Below are 17,998 nucleotides of genomic sequence, written 5' to 3' on the forward strand. Positions count from 1 at the left end.
CTACCTCCTCGTGAGAGGCAGCCACGGGAGCGACCTGGGAAGCGGGCGCCGGCCTTGAGGAGAACGCCATGAAGTACATGCTCTTGATGCAGTTCAGCGCCCAGCAGCAGGACGAGGTCCCGGCGATCGACACCTGGTCGCCCGACGAGATCAAGGCGCACATCGCCTTCATGGGCGAGACGAACGCGATGCTGGAGAAGAACGGCGAGTTCGTCGACGCCCAGGGGCTCGCGATGCCCGACACCGCGCGGATCGTGCGGGCCCACGGCAAGGACGCGCCGGTGATCACGGAGGGTCCTTTCCCGGAGACGAAGGAGTTCGTCGCCGGGTACTGGATCGTGGACTGCGCGAGCGACGAGCGGGCCCTGGAGCTGGCCGCGCACGTGTCGGCGGCGCCCGGCCCCGGCGGCCGTCCGCTGAACATGCCGATCGAGCTGCGCCAGGTGCTGTCCGCGCCCGCGAAGTCACCGGGCTGACCGGCTGGCCGCAGATCCTCGCCCTGTACGGGGTCCTGGAGCGAATCTCCTCGAACCCTTTCGTCACGTTGAACCGGGTCGTGGCCACCGCGATGGTGCACGGGCCAGGGGCGGGCCTCGACGCGCTGCGGCCCCTGGAGTCGGACGCCCGCCTCGCGGGGCACCACCGGCTGTTCGCGGTCCGGGCGCATCTGCGGGAGCCGGCCGGGGACGTCGTGGGCGCGCGCCGACTACCGGGCCGCGGCCGCGCGCACGGCGAGCCTGCCCGAGCGCCGCCATCTGACGGTCCGGGCCGCCGAGTCGACGGCTTCCCTGACAGCGCGGGACGCCGAGTCCGTCGTACCTCTTGACGTGGGCCGCCTCGCCTTGAATTACTGACGATCACAGAGCAACCGAATGATCGGTCGGGAGTGCGGTCGATGACGTCGACGACGACGCAGTGGTGGGACGACGGCGAGCGCCTGGGCGCGGACGAGCTGCGGGCGCTGCAGCTGGAGCGGCTGCGCGGGACGCTGAGCCGGGTGTACGAACGGGTGCCGTTCTACCGCACCGCGTTCGACAAGGCGGGGGTGCGTCCCGAGGACTGCACCACGCTCGCCGACCTGGCCCGCTTCCCCTTCACGACGAAGGCGGACCTGCGGGACAACTATCCGTTCGGGATGTTCGCCGTCGACCAGTCCGAGCTGCGGCGGCTGCACGCGTCGAGCGGGACGACGGGGCTGCCCACGATCGTCGGGTACACCGCGGACGATCTGTCGATGTGGTCCGACATGGTGGCGCGGGCGATCCGCGCGGCGGGCGGCAGGCCGGGGCACAAGGTCCATGTGGCGTACGGATACGGCCTGTTCACGGGCGGACTCGGCGCGCACTACGGAGCGGAGCGGCTCGGCTGTACGGTCATCCCCGCGTCCGGCGGCATGACGGCGCGCCAGGTCCGGCTCATCCAGGACCTCCGGCCCGAGGTCATCATGGTGACGCCGTCGTACATGCTGACGCTGCTCGACGAGTTCGAGCGCCAGGGCGTCGACCCGCGCTCCACGTCCCTGCGGGTCGGGATCTTCGGGGCGGAGCCGTGGACGGAGGAGATGCGCCGCGAGATCGAGGAGCGGTGCGGCATCGACGCCGTGGACATCTACGGCCTGTCGGAGGTGGTGGGCCCGGGTGTCGCGCAGGAGTGCGTGGAGACGAAGGACGGGCTGCACATCTGGGAGGACCATTTCTACCCGGAGGTCGTCGACCCGATCACGGGCGAGGTGCTGCCGGACGGCGAGCACGGCGAGCTGGTGTTCACCTCGCTCACGAAGCAGGCGATGCCCGTCATCCGTTACCGGACGAGGGACTTGACGCGGCTGCTGCCGGGGACGGCCCGTCCCGCGCTGCGCCGCATGGAGAAGATCACCGGCCGCAGCGACGACATGGTGATCCTGCGCGGGGTGAACCTGTTCCCCACCCAGGTCGAGGAGATCGTGCTGCGTACGCCGGGCGTCGCGCCGCACTTCCAGCTGCGGCTGACCCGTGAGGGCCGGATGGACGCGCTCACCGTGCGCGCGGAGGCCCGCGCGGACGCGACGCCCGAGGACCGGGCGGCCGCTGCGCGGGCGATCGCGGCGGGGATGAAGGACGGGGTCGGGGTGACGGTGGCGGTCGAGATCGTCGATCCGGAGACGCTGGAGCGCTCGGTCGGCAAGATCAAGCGGATCGTGGACCTGCGCAGGGACTGACGGGCCCTACTCCGCGAACCGGTCCCTGAGTTCGCGCTTGAGGATCTTCCCGCTGGCGTTGCGCGGGAGCTCGTCCACGAAGACGACCCTCTTGGGCGCCTTGAAGTGGGCGAGCTTCTCCCGTGCGTGGGCGAGGAGTTCGGCCTCCGTCACTTCGTCCTTGCGGACGACCACGGCGGTGACGGCCTCGATCCAGCGCTCGTCGGGCAGCCCGATCACGGCGGTCTCGGCGACGGCCGGATGCGTGTAGAGGGCGTCCTCGACCTGCCGCGAGGCGACCAGGACGCCCCCGGAGTTGATGACGTCCTTCACCCGGTCGACGACGGTGAAGTAGCCCTCGCCGTCCCGCACGGCGAGGTCCCCGGACCTGAACCAGCCGTCACGGAAGGCCTGTTGGGTCTCCTCGGGCTTGTCCCAGTAGCCGTCGCACAGCTGCGGGGAGCGGTAGACGACCTCGCCGGGCGTGCCGTCGGGCACGTCCTTGCCCTCCTCATCGACGATCTTCGCCTCGACGAACAGGACCGGTCGCCCGCACGAGTCCATCCGCCCCTCGTGCTCGTCGGGCCCGAGCACGGTGGCCAGCGGGCCGATCTCGCTCTGCCCGAAGCAGTTGTAGAAGGCGAGGTGCGGCAGCCGCTCGCGCAGCCGTTCCAGGACGGGCACCGGCATGATCGACGCGCCGTAGTACGCCTTGCGCAGCCCGCCGAGGTCACGGCTCGCGAAGTCGGGGTGCCGGGACAGGCCGATCCACACCGTCGGCGGCGCGAAGAGGCTGTCGGCCTCCCCCGCCTCCACGAGCGCGAGGATCCGTCCGGCGTCGGGCGCGTCCAGGATCGTGTTCGTGGCACCGATCGCCAGGTAGGGCAGCAGGAACACGTGCATCTGGGCCGAGTGGTAGAGCGGCAGCGAGTGGACCGGGCGGTCGGTGTCCTTCAGGTCCAGCGCGTGGATCGCGCTGACGTACTCGTGGACGAGGGCCCGGTGCGACATCCGCGCGCCCTTGGGCAGTGCCGTGGTCCCCGAGGTGTAGAGGAGCTGTGCGAGGTCGTCGGCGTGCGGCGGCGCACCGTCGTAGGGTGCGGCCGCCGGGAGCCGCGCGAGCAGCGAGTCGTCCGCGTCGCGCAGCGCCAACGAGCGGGCTCCGTCGGGCAGTTGGTGCACCAGGTCCGGGTCGGTGAGGACGAGCGCGCTGCCCGACTGGTGGACGAGGTAGGCGAGGTCGTCGCCGGTCAGGTTCTGATTGACCGGGACGTGCACGAGTGCGGCGCGGGAGCAGGCCAGGAAGCCGATGAGGTACGCGTCGGAGTTGTGCCCGTAGGCGCCGACCCGGTCGCCCGGCGCGAGGCCGAGCCCGCGCAGGACGCCGGCCGCGCGGGAGACGGCGTCGTCCAGCTCCTCGTACGTCCAGGTGCGCGGCCCGTAGCGCAGCGCGACCCGCGCCGGGGTGCGGCGGGCACTGCGCCGCAGCACGGAGTCGACGGTGCTGCCCGCTGCTTCGGCTGCCGGATTCCTCGCCATGGCGTGATCCTGTGCGTCGCCGGACGCCAGGTCAAGACGCCTGCGCCGGGCTCTCGGCAGGCGACATACCGCTTGGTACGCTCAACCGCCTCTGTCCGTACTGCAGTTGGGAGCACGATGCGCACCCGCCCGAGACAATGGCGCCTCGCGGTCGTCGGGATCGCTCTGCTGACCGCGCTGACCGCCACGGCCTCGCTGCCGTCGGCCGCGGCCGGCCGGCCCGAGCACCCGCACGGCGGCGGCCTGTCCGCCACGATCCGCTACACCGAGTACGGCATTCCGCACATCCTCGCCAAGGACTACGCGAACCTGGGCTTCGGCACCGGCTGGGCGCAGGCCGCGGACCAGGTGTGCACGCTCGCCGACGGGTTCCTGACCGTACGGGGCGAGCGCTCGCGCTGGTTCGGGCCGGACGCGGCGCCCGACGGCTCGCTGTCGTCGGCGACGAAGAACCTCTCCAGCGACCTGTACTTCCGCGGCGTGCGCGAGACCCGCACGGTGGAGAAGCTGCTCGCCACGCCCGCTCCGGCCGGTCCCGGCAAGGACGTCAGGGACGCGATGCGCGGCTGGGCCGCCGGGTACAACGCGTGGCTGAAGCAGAACCGCATCACCGACCCGGCGTGCAGGGGCGCGGACTGGGTGAAGCCGGTGACGACGCTCGACGTGGCGGCGCGCGGCTTCGCGATCTCGGTGCTCGGCGGGCAGGGGCGCGGCATCGACGGCATCACGGCCGCGCAGCCGCCGACGACGGGGACGCCCGCTGCGGCGCCCGCCGACACGTCCCGACTGGCGGACGCCGCGCGTGCGTTGTTCTCCCAGGAGTCCTCCGACATGGGCTCGAACGCGGTGGCGTTCAGCGGCGCCGCGACGGCGAACGGGCGCGGGCTGCTGCTCGGCAATCCGCACTATCCGTGGCAGGGCGGCCGACGCTTCTGGCAGTCGCAGCAGACGATCCCCGGCGAACTCGACGTCATGGGCGGCTCGTTGCTCGGCACCGTCGGCGTCTCCATCGGGCACAACGCGAGCGTCGCGTGGAGCCACACGGTCGCGACGGGCGTCACGCTCAACCTGCACCAGCTCACCCTCGACCCGTCCGACCCGACGGCGTACGTCGTCGACGGCAAGCGGGAGCGGATGACGCGGCGGACCGTGACCGTACCGGTGAGCGGCGGCGCCGACGTGACGCGGACCCAGTGGTGGACCCGCTACGGCCCGGTCGTCACCTCGCTCGGCGCCCAGCTGCCGCTGCCCTGGACGGCGACGACGGCGTACGCGCTGAACGACCCGAACGCGCTCAACCTGCGGGCCTCTGACACCGCCCTCGGCTTCAGCAAGGCACGGTCGACGGACGACATCCTGCGGGCGCTGCGCCGCACGCAGGGCATTCCGTGGGTGAACACGGTCGCGGCGGACTCGCGCGGGCACTCGCTGTTCACGCAGTCACAAGTACTGCCGCGCATCACCGACGAGTTGGCCGCGCGCTGCTCGACGCCGCTCGGCAAGGTGACGTATCCGGCATCGGGCGTCGCCGTCCTTGACGGTTCGCGCGGTGACTGTGCGCTCGGCCGGGACAAGGACGCGGTGCAGCCGGGTATCTTCGGTCCCTCGAAGATGCCGGTCCTCAAGGACGCCCCGTACGCGGAGAACTCCAACGACAGTGCCTGGCTTGCCAATACGGACCGGCCGCTGACCGGGTACGAGCGGGTCTTCGGGACGGTCGGCACGCCGCGCTCGATGCGGACGCGGGGCGCGGTCGAGGACGTCGCGGCGATGGCGGGCCGCGGCGGTCTGACGGTCGCGGACCTGCAGAAGCAGCAGTTCGCGGACCGGGTGCCGGCCGCCGACCTGGCGGCCGCGGACACCGCGAAGGCCTGCGCCGCGCTGCCCGGGGGTACGGCAACGGGCAGTGACGGCACGGCAGTTGACGTGTCGGCGGCCTGCACGGTCCTCGCCGCGTGGGACCACACCATGGGCACCGACAGCCGGGGGGCCCTGCTCTTCGACCGGTTCTGGCGCAAGCTGACGGCGGCGGTGGGCGCGGACAAGCTGTGGAAGGTGCCGTTCTCGGCCGCCGACCCCGTCCGCACCCCGAACACCCTCGACACGACACAGCCCGGATTCACCAGGGCGCTCGCCGACGCGGTGTCCGAACTGCGCGCCGCGGGCATCGCGTTGGACGCGAGGCTCGGCGAGAACCAGTTCGTGACGCGCGGCGCCGACCGCATCCCGGTGCACGGCGGCACCGAGTCACTCGGCGTGTGGAACAAGGTCGAGCCGACGTGGGACCCGAAGGCCGGGGGGTACACGGAGGTCGTGGCCGGCTCCAGCTACATCCAGGCCGTCGGCTGGGACGGCGGCCGGTGCCCGGTGGCACGCACGCTGCTCACGTACTCCCAGTCCTCGAACCCCGACTCGCCGCACTACAGCGACCAGACGCGCCTCTTCTCCCGGAAGAAGTGGGTCACGGAACGGTTCTGCGAGCGCGACATCCTGCGCTCGCCCGCGCTGAGGGTGGTGCGGGTGCGCGGCTGACACGCCGCGCACCCATGCGGAGGGGCGGCGTCAGATGGTGCGCGTCCGCCCCTCCCAGTACGGGTCCCGCAGCCGCCGCTTGTACAGCTTGCCGTTGGGGTCGCGGGGCATCGTCTCGATGAAGTCGACGCTCTTGGGCCGCTTGTAGCCCGCGAGCCGGCTCTCGCAGTGCGCGAGGATCTCCGCGGCCAGCGCCTCGGACGCCTCGCGCCCCTCGACGACCTCGACGACGGCCTTGACCTCCTCGCCCCAGTCGTCGTGCGGAATGCCGAAGGCGGCCGCGTCGGCGACGGCGGGGTGCGTGAGCAGCGCCGACTCGATCTCGGCCGGGTAGATGTTCACGCCGCCGGAGATGATCATGTCGATCTTGCGGTCGCGCAGGAAGAGATAGCCCTCCTCGTCGAGGACGCCGAGGTCGCCGACGGTGAAGAAGTCGCCGATGCGGTTCTTCTTCGTCTTCGTCTCGTCCTTGTGGTACGAGAATCCGCCGGTCTTCATCTGCATGTAGACGGTGCCGAGTTCACCGGCGGGCAGCCGGTTCCCGTCGTCGTCGAAGATCGCCAACTCGCTGATGGGCCAGGCCTTTCCGACCGTGCCCGGCTTCTTCAGCCAGTCCTCGGCGGTGGCGAACGAACCGCCGCCCTCGCTCGCCGCGTAGTACTCCTCGACGCAGGTCCCCCACCAGTCGATCATGGCGCGCTTGACGTGGTCGGGGCAGGGCGCGGCGCCGTGGATGGCGTGCCGCATGGAGGTCACGTCGTAGCGGTCCCTGACGTCCTGCGGCAGCGCGAGCAGGCGGTGGAACTGGGTCGGCACCATGTGCGTGTGCGTGCACTTGTACGTGTCGATGACGCGCAGCATCTCCTCGGGCGCCCACTTGTCCATGAGGACGACGGGGTGCCCGATGTTGAGCGAGGCGCCCGCGAACTGGAGCACGGCCGTGTGGTAGAGCGGCGAGCAGACGAGGTGCACGTTGTCGTCGAAGGGCTTGACGCCGAAGATGCCGAGGAAGCCGCCGAGGTACGCCTCCTCGGGGAGCTTGCCCTGCAGCGGGCGGCGGATGCCGCGGGGACGTCCTGTCGTTCCCGAGGTGTAGTTCATGACCCAGCCGAGGGTCCGGTCGGCGGGCGGCAACTCGCTCTGCCCGTCGAGGAGTTCGTCGTACGGCCGGAACGTGTCGATGTCCCCGACGGCGTACCGGTGCGTCGCGGGCAGCTTCGCCTCGTCGGCGGCGAGCCGCGCCTGCTCGGCGAACCGCTCGTGCGCGATCAGCACCTTCGCCCCGGAGTCGGCGACGATCCAGGCGATCTCCGGGCCGACGAAGTGGTGGTTGACCGGGACGAGGTAGAAGCCGGCCTGGGACGCGGCGAGGTAGGCGGTGAAGAACTCGACCCCGTTGGGCAGGACGACGGCGAACGCGTCCCCGCGCTCCATCCCGGCCTCGCGCAGGCCGTGCACCATCTTGTTGACGGCCGCGTGCAGGCGCCCCGCGCTCCACTCCTCCCCTCCCGGGGCGAACAGGACGGTGCGCTCGGGGTCGGCCGCGGCTTGGGCCCAGAAGCCGTTCGGGGGGTTCTGATCGGGCATGGTGCGTCCCTTCTGGTGGGTGTGCGTACGGCTTCTCGTCTGCCGATTCCTGTGTCGTTGCCGAGTGCGGCCCTCGTCGCGGCTGCGCCGCCGCCCTCCCCGGTACGTGCTCCTGAGATGGCGCACGAAGTGCGCCATCTCAGGAGCACGGGGAACTGCGCGACCAGCCACCACGGCGCGGCACCCGCCACGAGACCGGTTGACCTGCGACGCTCAGGCGCCCCGCCCGGCGATCCGGTTGAGCCGGTCGATCGCCTTCTCGAAACCCCGGGTCAGGTCGTCGAACACGGCCTGGACGCTGCGCTCCTCGTTCATCCGGCCCACGATCTGCCCCACGGGAGTGCCGAGCAGCGGCTCGACCTCGTACTTCTGGATCCGCGAGACCGCCTCGGCGACCAGCAGCCCCTGCAACGGCATGGGCAGCGTGCCGGGCCCCGCCGGGTCGTCCCAGGCGTCCGTCCACTCGGTACGCAATTGCCGAGCGGGTTTCCCGGTGAGCGCGCGGGAGCGCACCGTGTCGCCGGAGCCCGCCGCGAGGAGCTTGCGGGTCAGGGCCTCGGAGTGCATGTCGGCCTCGGTCGTCGTCAGCCACACCGAGCCCAGCCACACGCCCTGCGCGCCGAGCGCCAGCGCGGCCGCCACCTGCTGCCCGCTGCCGATGCCGCCCGCGGCGAGCACGGGCAGCGGGTCGACGGCATCGACGGCCTCGGGGGTGAGCACCATGGAGGCGATCTCCCCGGTGTGGCCGCCCGCCTCGTACCCCTGGGCGACGACGATGTCGATCCCCGCGTCGGCGTGTTTGCGCGCGTGCCGGGCGCTGCCCGCGAGGGCGGCGACGAGGACGTCATGGTCGTGCGCGCGGGCGATGACGTCCGCGGGTGGCGAACCGAGCGCGTTGGCGAGGAGTTTGATCGGGTAGTCGAAGGCGACGTCGAGCTGGCTCCGGGCGACCTGTTCCATCCAGCCGGTGATGCGCCAGCCGGACGCCTCGCCCTCGGCGAGCTCGGGCACCCCGTGCTTGGCGAGGGTCTCCGTGACGAACTGCCGGTGGCCTTCCGGGATCATCGCCTCGACGTCGGCCTCCGAGACGCCCTCGACCTTCTTCGCGGGCATGACGACGTCGAGCCCGTACGGACGGCCCTCGGCGTGCGCGTGCAGCCAGTCCAGGTCGCGCTTGAGGTCGTCGGGTGCCGTGTAGCGGACCGCACCGAGCACTCCGAAGCCTCCCGCCCTGCTGATGGCGGCGGCCACCGCAGGGAACGGCGTGAAGCCGAAGACGGCGTGCTCGATCCCCAGTTTCTTGCTCAGCTCCGTCTGCATAGGGCGCAGGATGCCGCAGTCAACCTGCCGACGGAAGAGGTTTTCTGATGCAGCGTCAGATTCTTCACGCGCCGATCACGCGGCGCCCGGTGGTTGACACGCGGCAGCTCTGACATGAAAGTTTCACCCGTCGATCGAGATCCCGAAAGATACTTTCAGGAGGCCTGTTCATGAGCGCAGGGGACCAGGACAGATCACGCGGCGGACTCACCCGGCGCAGACTGGGCGCGGCGGGGCTCGCGCTGGGCGGCGCGCTCGCCCTCGCCCCGTTCCCCGCGGGTCCCGCGGCCGCCGCCGAGAAGCAGCCGCGGCACCGCCCGACCCTGCGCCGCGGCTCCCCCGAGCGGGCGGGTCTGCTGGCCGGGCATCTGCGCCAACTGGTCGTGGACGCCGAGAAGTTCCTCGCCCCCTATCCCGGCGGCCCCAAGCACCCGTGGTACGCGGGCGCCGTGCTGCTCGCGGGCCGCGGCGGCACGGTGGCGCTGCACCAGCCGATCGGCAAGGCGGTGCGCTACTCGCACTACGACGAGGCGACCGACACCGGCGTCGAGTTCCCCGCGGACCAGCAGATCGACATGGCCGAGGACACCGTCTTCGACCTGGCCTCCGTGTCCAAGCTGTTCACGTCGATCCTCGCGGTGCAGGAGATGGAGCGCGGCGCGCTCGAACTGGAGGCGAAGGTCGCCTCGTACCTGCCGGAGTTCGCCGGCGGCGGCAAGCAGGACGTGACCATCCGTCAACTGCTCACCCACACCTCGGGGTTCACCCCGTGGATCCCGCTGTACAACGCGCCCACGCACGAGGCCCAGGTGCAGCTCATCTGGAAGCAGCCGCTGCAGAACCCGCCGGGCAAGGTCTACCTCTACTCGGACCTCAACCTCATCTCGCTCCAGCTGGTCCTGGAGAAGCTCACCGGAAAGGCCCTCGACGTCCTGCTGCGCGAGCGGGTCACCGAGCCGCTCGGCATGACGCGCACCCGCTACAACCCGCCCGCCTCCTGGAAGCCGAAGATCGCGGCGACGGAGGACGAGCGGGCGCCGTGGTCGGGCATGAACCGGGGCCTGGTGTGGGGCGAGGTGCACGACGAGAACGCGTTCGGGTTCGGCGGCGTCGCGGGCCACGCCGGGGTGTTCTCCTGCGCGTGGGACCTGGCGGTCCTCGGCCGCACCCTGCTCAACGGCGGGGTGTACGGCAGGTCCCGCATCCTGACCGAGAAGTCGGTGGAGCTGATGTTCACCGACTTCAACACGGCGTTCCCCGGCGACGAGCACGGCCTCGGCTTCGAGCTCTACCAGCACTGGTACATGGGCGCGATGGCCACGCCGCGCACCGCGGGCCACACGGGCTTCACCGGCACGTCCCTCGTGCTCGACCCGACGACCGACTCCTTCCTCATCGTGCTCGGCAACTCCGTCCACCCCGTGCGCAGTTGGCGATCCGGCTCCGCTCCCCGGGTCGCCGCGGGCAACAACATGGCGCGCGCCGTCGCGGTCCGTCCCGCGCACGGGCGCACCGCCTGGTTCTCGGGCATGGCGAGCGCCGCGTCGGCCACCCTGACGCTGCCGGACGTGCGACTGACCGCGTCCGACGCGCGTCTGACGTGCGCGCTGTGGTGGGACACCGAGCCGCACTCCGACTTCCTCTTCCTGGAGGTGTCGACGGACGGCGGCTCGACCTGGAAGGCGCTCCCCTTCGCCACGGACCGGGACGACGCCCATCCGACGGGCTCGGCGGACGGCTACGCGGGCCGCACCTGGCACCGTCTGACCGCGGACCTCTCCGGCTTCGCCGCGGCGTCGACGCGGGTGCGCTGGCGCTACACGACGGATCAGTTGTACGTGGGCCGCGGGGTCTACGTGGACGGCGTCCGCGTCACCGACGGCCACCGCGTCGTCTTCGACGAGGCCCGCCCGGCCGACTCCTCCCGCATCGAGGCGGTGGGCTGGACCCCGTCGCAGGACTGACGGCTACCTCCCGAGGACGGCCATCGCGGCGTTGTGCCCGGGGATGCCGCTGACGCCACCGCCGCGCACGGCTCCCGCCCCGCACAGCAGCACGTTCGCGTGGGCGGTCTCCACACCCCAACGCCCGGTGCCCTCCTGCTCGTACGGGAAGGCGAGGGCCCGGTGGAAGATGTTGCCGCCGGGCAGGCGCAGGTCCCGCTCCAGGTCGAGCGGGGTCTTCGCCTCGATGCAGGGGCGGCCGTCGGCGTCGGTCGCCAGGCAGTCCTCGATCGGCTCGGCGAGATGCGCGTCGAGCTGCGCGAGGGTCGCCTTGAGCAGGGCGGCACGGGCGCTGTCGTGGTCGTCGGCCCGGGTGAACAGCCGCGCCGGGGTGTGGAGTCCGAACAGGGTCAGCGTCTGGAAGCCGCGGGCGACGAGGTCGGGGGCGAGGATCGTCGGGTCGGTCAGGGAGTGGCAGTAGATCTCCGAGGGCGGCGCGCTCGGCAGGGAGCCCGCGGCCGCCTCGGCGTACGCGGTCGCCAACTGCCCGTACCCCTCGGCGACATGGAAGGTTCCGGCGAAGGCCTCCCGCGGGTCGACGGACGTGTCCTTGAGCCGCGGGAGCCGCTTCAGCAGCATGTTGACCTTGAGCTGGGCGCCCTCGGCGGGGGACGGCGGGACGTCGCCGAGGAGCCGGGCGAGTTCCTGCGGGGACGCGCCGACGAGCACGTGCCGGGCGGCGACGGTGCCCTCGCCGTCCGCAGTCCTGTACGTCACCTCGGCGCGCTGTCCGTCGGTCGCGACGCGGGTCACCTCGTGCCCGGTGGCGAGGTGGGCGCCCGCCGCCCGGGCGGCCCCGGCGAGGGCGTCGGTGAGCGCGCCCATGCCGCCGACGGGCACGTCCCAGTCGCCCGTGCCGCCGCCGACGACGTGGTAGAGGAAGCAGCGGTTCTGGGCGAGGGTCGGGTCGTGGGCGTCGGCGAAGGTCCCGATGAGCGCGTCGGTGAGAACGACGCCGCGCACCAGGTCGTCCGCGAAGTGCTCCTCGACGGCGACCCCGATGGGCTCCTCGAACAGCATCCGCCAGGCCTCCTCGTCACCGACGCGCTCACGCAGCGCGGCACGGCTCGGCAGCGGTTCGGTGAGGGTGGGGAAGACGCGCTCGGCGACGTGGCGCGTGCGTGCGTAGAACCGCTCCCACGCCTCGAACTCCCGCTCCCCGCCGGTGAGTCGGGCGAACGCCTCGCGCGTGCGGGCCTGCCCGCCGCCGACGAGCAGGCCCGTCGCCCGGCCGCCCCGCACGTCCGGCGTGTACGAGGACACGGTCCGCTTGCGCACCGCGAACTCGAGCCCCAGGTCGCTCACGATCTTCTGCGGAAGCAGGCTGACCAGGTACGAGTACCGGGACAGGCGGGCGTCCACACCGGGGAAGGGCCGGGTGGAGACGGCGGCGCCCCCGGTGTTCCCGAGCCGCTCCAGCACGGCGACGGTGCGGCCGGCGCCGGCGAGATAGGCGGCGGCGACCAGGGCGTTGTGCCCACCGCCGACGATGACGACGTCGTACTGATCCCTTGTGCGCATGGCTCTTGGTAACACGCCCCGCGGCAAAAGCAAGCCCTCAGCCCCGGCTCTGGCCGCTCTGCCGCAACGCGGCGACCCGGCGGTACAACTCAACAGCTTCGGTCCCCCGCCCCAGCTGCTCCAGACAATGAGCCTCGTCGTTACGGCTGGCCAGAGTGTCCGCATGGCTCGCCCCGAGGACCCGCTCCCTGGCCGCGGCCACCGTCCGGTACTCGACCAGCGCGTCCTGCCACCGCCCCAGCCAGCCGAGCCCGACCGCGACCTCCCGGTGGCTGATGAGGGTGTCGACGTGCTCGGGGCCGAGCACCCGCTCCCGGATCGCGCACACGTCGCGCGCCTCGGCCAGGGCCTCTTCCCAGCGGGCCATCCGCCCCAGGTTCACGCCGAGCCCGTGCCGGGCCCGCAGGGTCTCGGGGTCGGTGGGGCCGCTCACCCGGGTCCGGTCGTCGATCAGGTCGCGGTAGAGGGTGAGCGCCTCCGCGCTGCGGCCGAGCCGCCCGAGGCTGATGCCCACCTCGTAGCGCGCGGCGAGGGTGTCCGGGTGGTCGGGGCCGAGCGCCTGGGACCTCGCCACGGCGACTTCGCGGTACGCGCGCAGGGCCTCGCTCCAGCGCCCCAACTGGCCGAGCGTGTAGCCGACTTCGCACCGCGTGACCAGGGTGTCGGGGTGATCGGGGCCGAGGACGCGGGCGCGCGCGTCGGCGACCTCGCTCGCCATCCGGTACGAGTCCTCGAGGCGGCCGAGGCGGCTGAGGTTGAAGGCGAGGTTGTGGCGGCAGCGCAGCGTGTCGGGATGCTCGGGCCCCATGGCGCGCTCGCGGGCGGCGAGCACCGCCGTGTACGCCTCGTGGGCCTCGAAGTGGCGGCCCAGCTTCCCGAGGACGTACGCCACTTCCTGCCGGGCGCCGAGCGTCTCGGGGTGGTCGGGGCCGAGGACCCGCTCCCGCCCGTCGACGACCCGGCGGTACTCGCGCAGTGCGTCGGCGGCGCGCCCCGTGCGGCTGAGGGTGAAGGCGACCTCGTAGCGGCTGGCGAGGGTGTCGGGGTGATCGGGGCCGAGCGCGTGCTCCCGCTCGGCGGCGACCGCGCGGTGCACTTCGCCCGCCTCGGCCCAGCGGCCGAGCCGGCCGAGGCTGAGGCCCGCGTTGTGCCGGGAGGCGAGCCGGGTGAGCAACTCCGGTGCGGGTGTGGGCCGTTCGCCGCTCCCGGCCGGGGTCGTCCGGTGCCGGGCGCTCGCGGCGGGCCGGGGGATCCACTCCCCGGCGAGTCCGGAGGCGGCGTCGGGCGGCGTGGCGCGCAGCCCGGTGCCGCCGGTGGCCTTGTGCCCCGTGGTCATGCCGCGGGTCCACGACGGCAGCCGCGGCTCGCGCGATCCCGGCTGTTCGGCGACGACCTGGGTGTCGGTGCGCGGCGGTGCGACCTGCGGGGCGCGGACCGTGGGCACGTACAGTCCGCGCGAACCGCGTCCGGCGGCGATGCGCCTGCCCAACTCCCGTGCGTCGCGCGGCCGTTCCTCGGGGTCCTTGGCGAGCAGGTCGAGGATGATCCGGTCGACGTACGCGGGCAGTTCGGGCCGGTGGCTGCGCGGCGGCTCGGGCAGGGTGTCGCGGTGTCCGACGAGCACGGCCCACGCGTCGTCGAGGTCGAACGGGGGTGCGCCGGTGGCGATCTCGTACAGGACGCAGCCGAGCGAGTACAGGTCGCTGCGCTGGTCGACGTGTGTGCCGCCGATCTGCTCGGGCGACATGTAGTGCGGGGTGCCCATGGCGATGCCGGTGCCGGTGAGGCGGGCGGTGAAGCCGATGTCGTGGCCGAGGCGGGCGATGCCGAAGTCGCAGATCTTCGCGGTGCCGTCGGCGAGGCGGACGATGTTCGCGGGCTTCAGGTCGCGGTGCACGATGCCCTGTTCATGGGTGTAGGCGAGGGCGGCGGCGATCTGTTCGGCCATGTCGACGATGTCGTCCACGGCCAGCGGGTGGTGGCGGTTCTCCTCGAGGAGCTGGCTGAAGTTCTTGCCCTCGAGGAGCTCCATCACGAGGTACAGGATGCCTTCGTACTCGCCGAAGTCGTGCACGACGGTGATCCCGCGGTGCTGGAGGGCGGCGGCCACGCGCGCTTCCCTGCGGAAGCGCTCCCGCAGCACCCGGGTGAAGGACTGGTCGCGCTGCGGCCCGAGCGGCTTGAGGCACTTCACGGCGACGTGCCGCCCGAGCGATTCGTCGCGGGCGCGCCACACCTCGCCCATGCCGCCGCGGCCGATCAGATCGAGCAGCCGGTACCGCCCGTGGATCAGCCTGATGTCGTCCCGCGTGTCCCCCGGCTCCGCCATGTCCCGCTGTCGCCCCCGTCGCCTCGCTGCGCCCTCCCCGGCTCGTCCAGTATGGCTACCCATCTGCCGACTTTGTACGGTGCCGGGCGGGTGTCGGGACCGAGTCGTGCCATGGCGCGCAGGATGTGTTTCGGGGGCAGTTGCCAGCGCACACGGGCGGGGACGCAGCGCAGTGCGGTGCCCGTGACGCGCAGGCGGCGGGTGACCACGGCGGGGGCGGGAGCGCGCCGCCCGTACAGCTCATGGGCGTACGGCGGCAGGGAGGCGTACGCCAGGTTCGCCACGCGCCGCCAGATCGCTTCGCGCGCCGGGATCAACAGGGGGTGGGTCGGCGGCCGTTGCAGGAAGTCGTCGACCTCGCGTGCCTCCGGGCCCGCGGCGAGCTCGGGCCGCACCGTGTCGAAGTACGCCACCAACTCGGCCTGGCTGCCCGGCACTTCGGCCGGGTCGAGGCCGACGAGGCGGGCGCTGGTGCGGTGTTCGGCGACGTACCGGTCGGCCTGCGCCTCGGTGAGGCGGAAGCCGGAGCGGCGGGCGACGTGCAGATAGGAGTCGATCTCGGCGCAGTGCACCCACAGCAGCAGCGCGGGTTCGTCGACGCCGTAGCGCTCCCCCGTGTCCGGGTCGGTGGCCCCCAGCATGCGGTGGATCTTGCGTACCCGCGCGCCCGCCTTCTCGGCCGCCTCGCCGGTGCCGTACGTCGTCGTCCCGACGAAGCTCGCGGTGCGCATCAGGCGACCCCACGCGTCGCGCCGGAAGTCGGAGTTCTGCATCACGCCGCGCACGGCACGCGGGTGCAGCGCCTGGAAGTAGAGGGCCCGTACGCCCGCGACCCACATCATGGGGTCGGCGTGCATCTGCCACGTCACCGAATCGGGCCCGAAGAGACCCGGGTCCGCCGCTCCCGCCTGCGCCACGTCGCGCCTCCCGTCGCCGTCTCCCCGATGACCAGGATATTCGTTTGCCCGGCGGCGGCAGGGGCGGATGCAATGTCCGGCATGATCACCCAGGTATGCCCGATGTCCCCGGCGCGGCGGGACAGGACATGAAGACGCCGGACCTCCATACACCGGACATGAGTACGTCTCTCTCGCCGATCCGGATCGGCGCGCTCGCTCCGCTGACGCCGCCCGGCTGGGTCGAGGCCGGTCAACACCTGCTCGCGGGAATGGAGTTGGCCGTCCGCGACGTCAATGACGGCGGCGGGATCGGCGGACGCCCGCTGGAGCTGCTGGTCCGGGACACCGCGGCGGATCCGGAGCGGGCCGCGACGGCCGTGGACGAGCTTGCGGGTGCGGGCGTGGTCGCGCTGGCGGGCGAGTACCACAGCGTCGTCGCGCGCACCGCCGCCAACCGGGCCGACGCGCTCGGTGTGCCGTACCTCTGCTCGTCTGCGGTGCTCGACGCGCTCACGGAGCGGCCGACGCCCCGGGTCGCGCGGCTGCCCCCGCCGCAGTCCCGGGGCTGGCGGGTCTACGCGGACTTCCTGCTCGACGCGGGCCACCGCCGCGTGGCCGTGGCGACCCAGCCGAGTGTCTACTGGGCCTGCGGGACGCGGATCCTGCGGGACCGGCTCGCCGCGCGCGGCGGCTGCCTCGTCGAGCTCGACATGCGTGCGCTCACCCCGCGGGCCGTCTGCGACGCGCTCGTCGAGCAGCGCGCGAGCGCCCTCCTGCTGCTGGTCGGCCAGCCGGAACCGGCCGTGCCGATCGTGACGTCCGTGCGCAGCGATCCGCGCCTGGCGGACGTCCTGATCGGCGCTCCGGCCGGACAGCCGGAGTTCGCCGCCTGGGCGACGCAGTTGGGCACGGACGGGACCGCGATCCCGTTCCTGCGCTATCTGCCCGAGCACCTCGGCCCGCTCGGCGCCCGCGTCGAGAGCGCCCTGCGCGAACGGCTGGCCGCGGCGCCCTCCTTCGTCGCCCTCGAGGGGTACGACACGGTCACCGTGCTCGCCGCGGTGCTGCGCGCCCACGGCACGGACCGCGAGCGCGTCGCCGCGGCCTGGCCGCAGGTGGCCGTCGAGGGGACCCGGGGACGGATCCGGTTCTCCCGGGCGCCGGGCGACGGCGTGTGGCAGTGGGCGGGACCGCCGGTCCAGGTCGTCGACCGGGATCCGGCGGCGCCCGGCCGCTTCCGCGTCCTGCGCACCGGGTGAGCAGGGTCCGTGTGCCCTCGCCATGGGTGGCACGCGCCTCTCGCGCACAGCCGGTGCCCGGTGGTGGTCGCTCCCTGACGAGCTAGCGCGTTCGCTGCCAGGAGGCGAGGAGGATCTCGTCGGCCACGTGCTCCGCCCACTGCTCGATCGCCGGGAAGTCCCGGAAGTCGCCGCCCTTGCCGGACCGCACCAGCATGCGGGCGCCCCGGCTCTGCGCGTTCTCCTTGAGGCAACCGCCGAAGGTGACGTGCTCACGGGCGTGCAGCTGGTCGGCGATCCGGCGCACGCTCGGAGTCGGCGGGATGTCGCCCCGCGACGCCGAGTCGTCGAGCGGTCCGCTGCTGAACAACCACAGCGGGCGCTCGGACAGGGCTCGGCGATGGCGTCGGACGAAGCGCCGCACGTACCGGTGCCAGTGTCCGGCGTACAACCCGCTGCCCAGGACCACCGCGTCATAGGGTTCCACGCTCGCCACGAAACGGGCCAGGCGCGGCTCGGCCCGCAGCCCGGCCTTGTTCAGGACGTCGGCGATGGCGCCGGCGATCTGCGGCGTCGAGCCGTTCGCCGTACCGTAGGTGACCAGAACACGTGCGATGTGCTCATGCATGCGGATCAACTCCCTTCGCAGCCACGACTGTCAGCTGTCGGTGACCAGCGCCGTGAGATCGAGCCGATGGCGCGGGCGGCACGTCCCGGGCCCCGGTCGCAGCACGTCGGGGCGGCAGAGAGGCGGGAGGTGCCGCCTAGGGCCTGTCTCTCAGATCCCTCCTGCCCCGCGACGCCTGGCACGCACTCTCGCCTCACCGGGCGCAGACCCAAGTACATCCAGTACG

General features: G+C 72.5%; 12 protein-coding genes. 5 read left to right on the forward strand and 7 right to left on the reverse strand.

Going from position 1 to position 17,998, the window contains the following annotated elements; genetic code table 11:
* The first annotated feature begins 68 nt into the window (after nt 1-68).
* Together ACIBUY_RS25250 and paaK are read left to right on the forward strand one after the other, a co-directional pair.
* Complete coding sequence (locus ACIBUY_RS25250) at nt 69-476, forward strand: YciI family protein (protein ID WP_365579636.1); 408 nt, start codon at nt 69-71, stop codon at nt 474-476.
* A 419-nt stretch (nt 477-895) separates the two neighbouring features.
* Complete coding sequence (paaK, locus tag ACIBUY_RS25255; RefSeq protein ID WP_365579634.1) at nt 896-2,197, forward strand: phenylacetate--CoA ligase PaaK; 1,302 nt, start codon at nt 896-898, stop codon at nt 2,195-2,197.
* Nucleotides 2,198-2,203: 6 nt separating this feature from the next.
* On the opposite strand, the gene ACIBUY_RS25260 is transcribed toward paaK, so the two are convergent.
* On the reverse strand, nt 2,204-3,715 hold the full coding sequence (locus ACIBUY_RS25260; RefSeq protein ID WP_399153785.1) for an acyl-CoA synthetase: 1,512 nt from the start codon (nt 3,713-3,715) through the stop codon (nt 2,204-2,206).
* A gap of 117 nt (nt 3,716-3,832) precedes the next feature.
* Between ACIBUY_RS25260 and ACIBUY_RS25265 the strand changes: the two genes are divergently transcribed.
* On the forward strand, nt 3,833-6,247 hold the full coding sequence (locus ACIBUY_RS25265) for a penicillin acylase family protein (protein WP_399153786.1): 2,415 nt from the start codon (nt 3,833-3,835) through the stop codon (nt 6,245-6,247).
* 30 nt (nt 6,248-6,277) lie between these two features.
* Here ACIBUY_RS25265 and ACIBUY_RS25270 read toward each other — a convergent pair whose 3' ends face one another.
* The gene (locus ACIBUY_RS25270) at nt 6,278-7,834 is read right to left on the reverse strand and encodes an acyl-CoA synthetase (RefSeq protein ID WP_399153787.1); all 1,557 of its coding nucleotides are present in this window, start codon (nt 7,832-7,834) and stop codon (nt 6,278-6,280) included.
* A gap of 213 nt (nt 7,835-8,047) precedes the next feature.
* On the reverse strand, nt 8,048-9,154 hold the full coding sequence (locus tag ACIBUY_RS25275) for a nitronate monooxygenase family protein (RefSeq protein ID WP_365579626.1): 1,107 nt from the start codon (nt 9,152-9,154) through the stop codon (nt 8,048-8,050).
* Nucleotides 9,155-9,324: 170 nt separating this feature from the next.
* Between ACIBUY_RS25275 and ACIBUY_RS25280 the strand changes: the two genes are divergently transcribed.
* A complete protein-coding gene (locus tag ACIBUY_RS25280; RefSeq protein ID WP_365579624.1) occupies nt 9,325-11,118 on the forward strand; it encodes a serine hydrolase in 1,794 nt (597 codons plus the stop codon).
* 3 nt (nt 11,119-11,121) lie between these two features.
* On the opposite strand, the gene ACIBUY_RS25285 is transcribed toward ACIBUY_RS25280, so the two are convergent.
* Genes ACIBUY_RS25285 through ACIBUY_RS25295 form a run of 3 tightly spaced genes read right to left on the reverse strand, consistent with a single transcriptional unit; the run spans nt 11,122 to nt 15,864 of the window.
* Nucleotides 11,122-12,678 (reverse strand): phytoene desaturase family protein, encoded by a 1,557-nt coding sequence (locus ACIBUY_RS25285; RefSeq protein ID WP_399153788.1) that lies wholly within the window; start codon nt 12,676-12,678, stop codon nt 11,122-11,124.
* A gap of 37 nt (nt 12,679-12,715) precedes the next feature.
* Entirely contained in the window at nt 12,716-15,007 is a 2,292-nt protein-coding gene (locus ACIBUY_RS25290; RefSeq protein WP_399153789.1) for a tetratricopeptide repeat protein, read from the reverse strand.
* Complete coding sequence (locus tag ACIBUY_RS25295; protein WP_399153802.1) at nt 14,968-15,864, reverse strand: oxygenase MpaB family protein; 897 nt, start codon at nt 15,862-15,864, stop codon at nt 14,968-14,970. The genes ACIBUY_RS25290 and ACIBUY_RS25295 overlap by 40 nt, the downstream gene beginning before the upstream one ends.
* A 218-nt stretch (nt 15,865-16,082) precedes the next feature.
* Between ACIBUY_RS25295 and ACIBUY_RS25300 the strand changes: the two genes are divergently transcribed.
* Complete coding sequence (locus ACIBUY_RS25300; RefSeq protein WP_399153790.1) at nt 16,083-17,165, forward strand: ABC transporter substrate-binding protein; 1,083 nt, start codon at nt 16,083-16,085, stop codon at nt 17,163-17,165.
* Between the two features lie 82 nt (nt 17,166-17,247).
* Here the strand turns inward: ACIBUY_RS25300 and ACIBUY_RS25305 are convergent, their stop codons facing one another.
* Nucleotides 17,248-17,772, reverse strand: a complete 525-nt coding sequence (locus ACIBUY_RS25305; RefSeq protein ID WP_399153791.1) for a flavodoxin domain-containing protein — start codon at nt 17,770-17,772, stop codon at nt 17,248-17,250.
* Nucleotides 17,773-17,998: the final 226 nt, after the last annotated feature.

The organism is Streptomyces sp. NPDC050085 (genome assembly GCF_044460595.1).
GTDB lineage: Bacteria > Actinomycetota > Actinomycetes > Streptomycetales > Streptomycetaceae > Streptomyces.

Bases quoted from the DNA above. Each gene is read 5' to 3' on its own strand.
- ACIBUY_RS25250 (WP_365579636.1), top strand. From the start codon at position 69: ATGAAGTACATGCTCTTGATGCAGTTCAGCGCCCAGCAGCAGGACGAG.
- paaK (WP_365579634.1), top strand. From the start codon at position 896: ATGACGTCGACGACGACGCAGTGGTGGGACGACGGCGAGCGCCTGGGC.
- ACIBUY_RS25260 (WP_399153785.1), bottom strand. From the start codon at position 3,715: ATGGCGAGGAATCCGGCAGCCGAAGCAGCGGGCAGCACCGTCGACTCC.
- ACIBUY_RS25265 (WP_399153786.1), top strand. From the start codon at position 3,833: ATGCGCACCCGCCCGAGACAATGGCGCCTCGCGGTCGTCGGGATCGCT.
- ACIBUY_RS25270 (WP_399153787.1), bottom strand. From the start codon at position 7,834: ATGCCCGATCAGAACCCCCCGAACGGCTTCTGGGCCCAAGCCGCGGCC.
- ACIBUY_RS25275 (WP_365579626.1), bottom strand. From the start codon at position 9,154: ATGCAGACGGAGCTGAGCAAGAAACTGGGGATCGAGCACGCCGTCTTC.
- ACIBUY_RS25280 (WP_365579624.1), top strand. From the start codon at position 9,325: ATGAGCGCAGGGGACCAGGACAGATCACGCGGCGGACTCACCCGGCGC.
- ACIBUY_RS25285 (WP_399153788.1), bottom strand. From the start codon at position 12,678: ATGCGCACAAGGGATCAGTACGACGTCGTCATCGTCGGCGGTGGGCAC.
- ACIBUY_RS25290 (WP_399153789.1), bottom strand. From the start codon at position 15,007: ATGGCGGAGCCGGGGGACACGCGGGACGACATCAGGCTGATCCACGGG.
- ACIBUY_RS25295 (WP_399153802.1), bottom strand. From the start codon at position 15,864: ATGCACGCCGACCCCATGATGTGGGTCGCGGGCGTACGGGCCCTCTAC.
- ACIBUY_RS25300 (WP_399153790.1), top strand. From the start codon at position 16,083: ATGAGTACGTCTCTCTCGCCGATCCGGATCGGCGCGCTCGCTCCGCTG.
- ACIBUY_RS25305 (WP_399153791.1), bottom strand. From the start codon at position 17,772: ATGCATGAGCACATCGCACGTGTTCTGGTCACCTACGGTACGGCGAAC.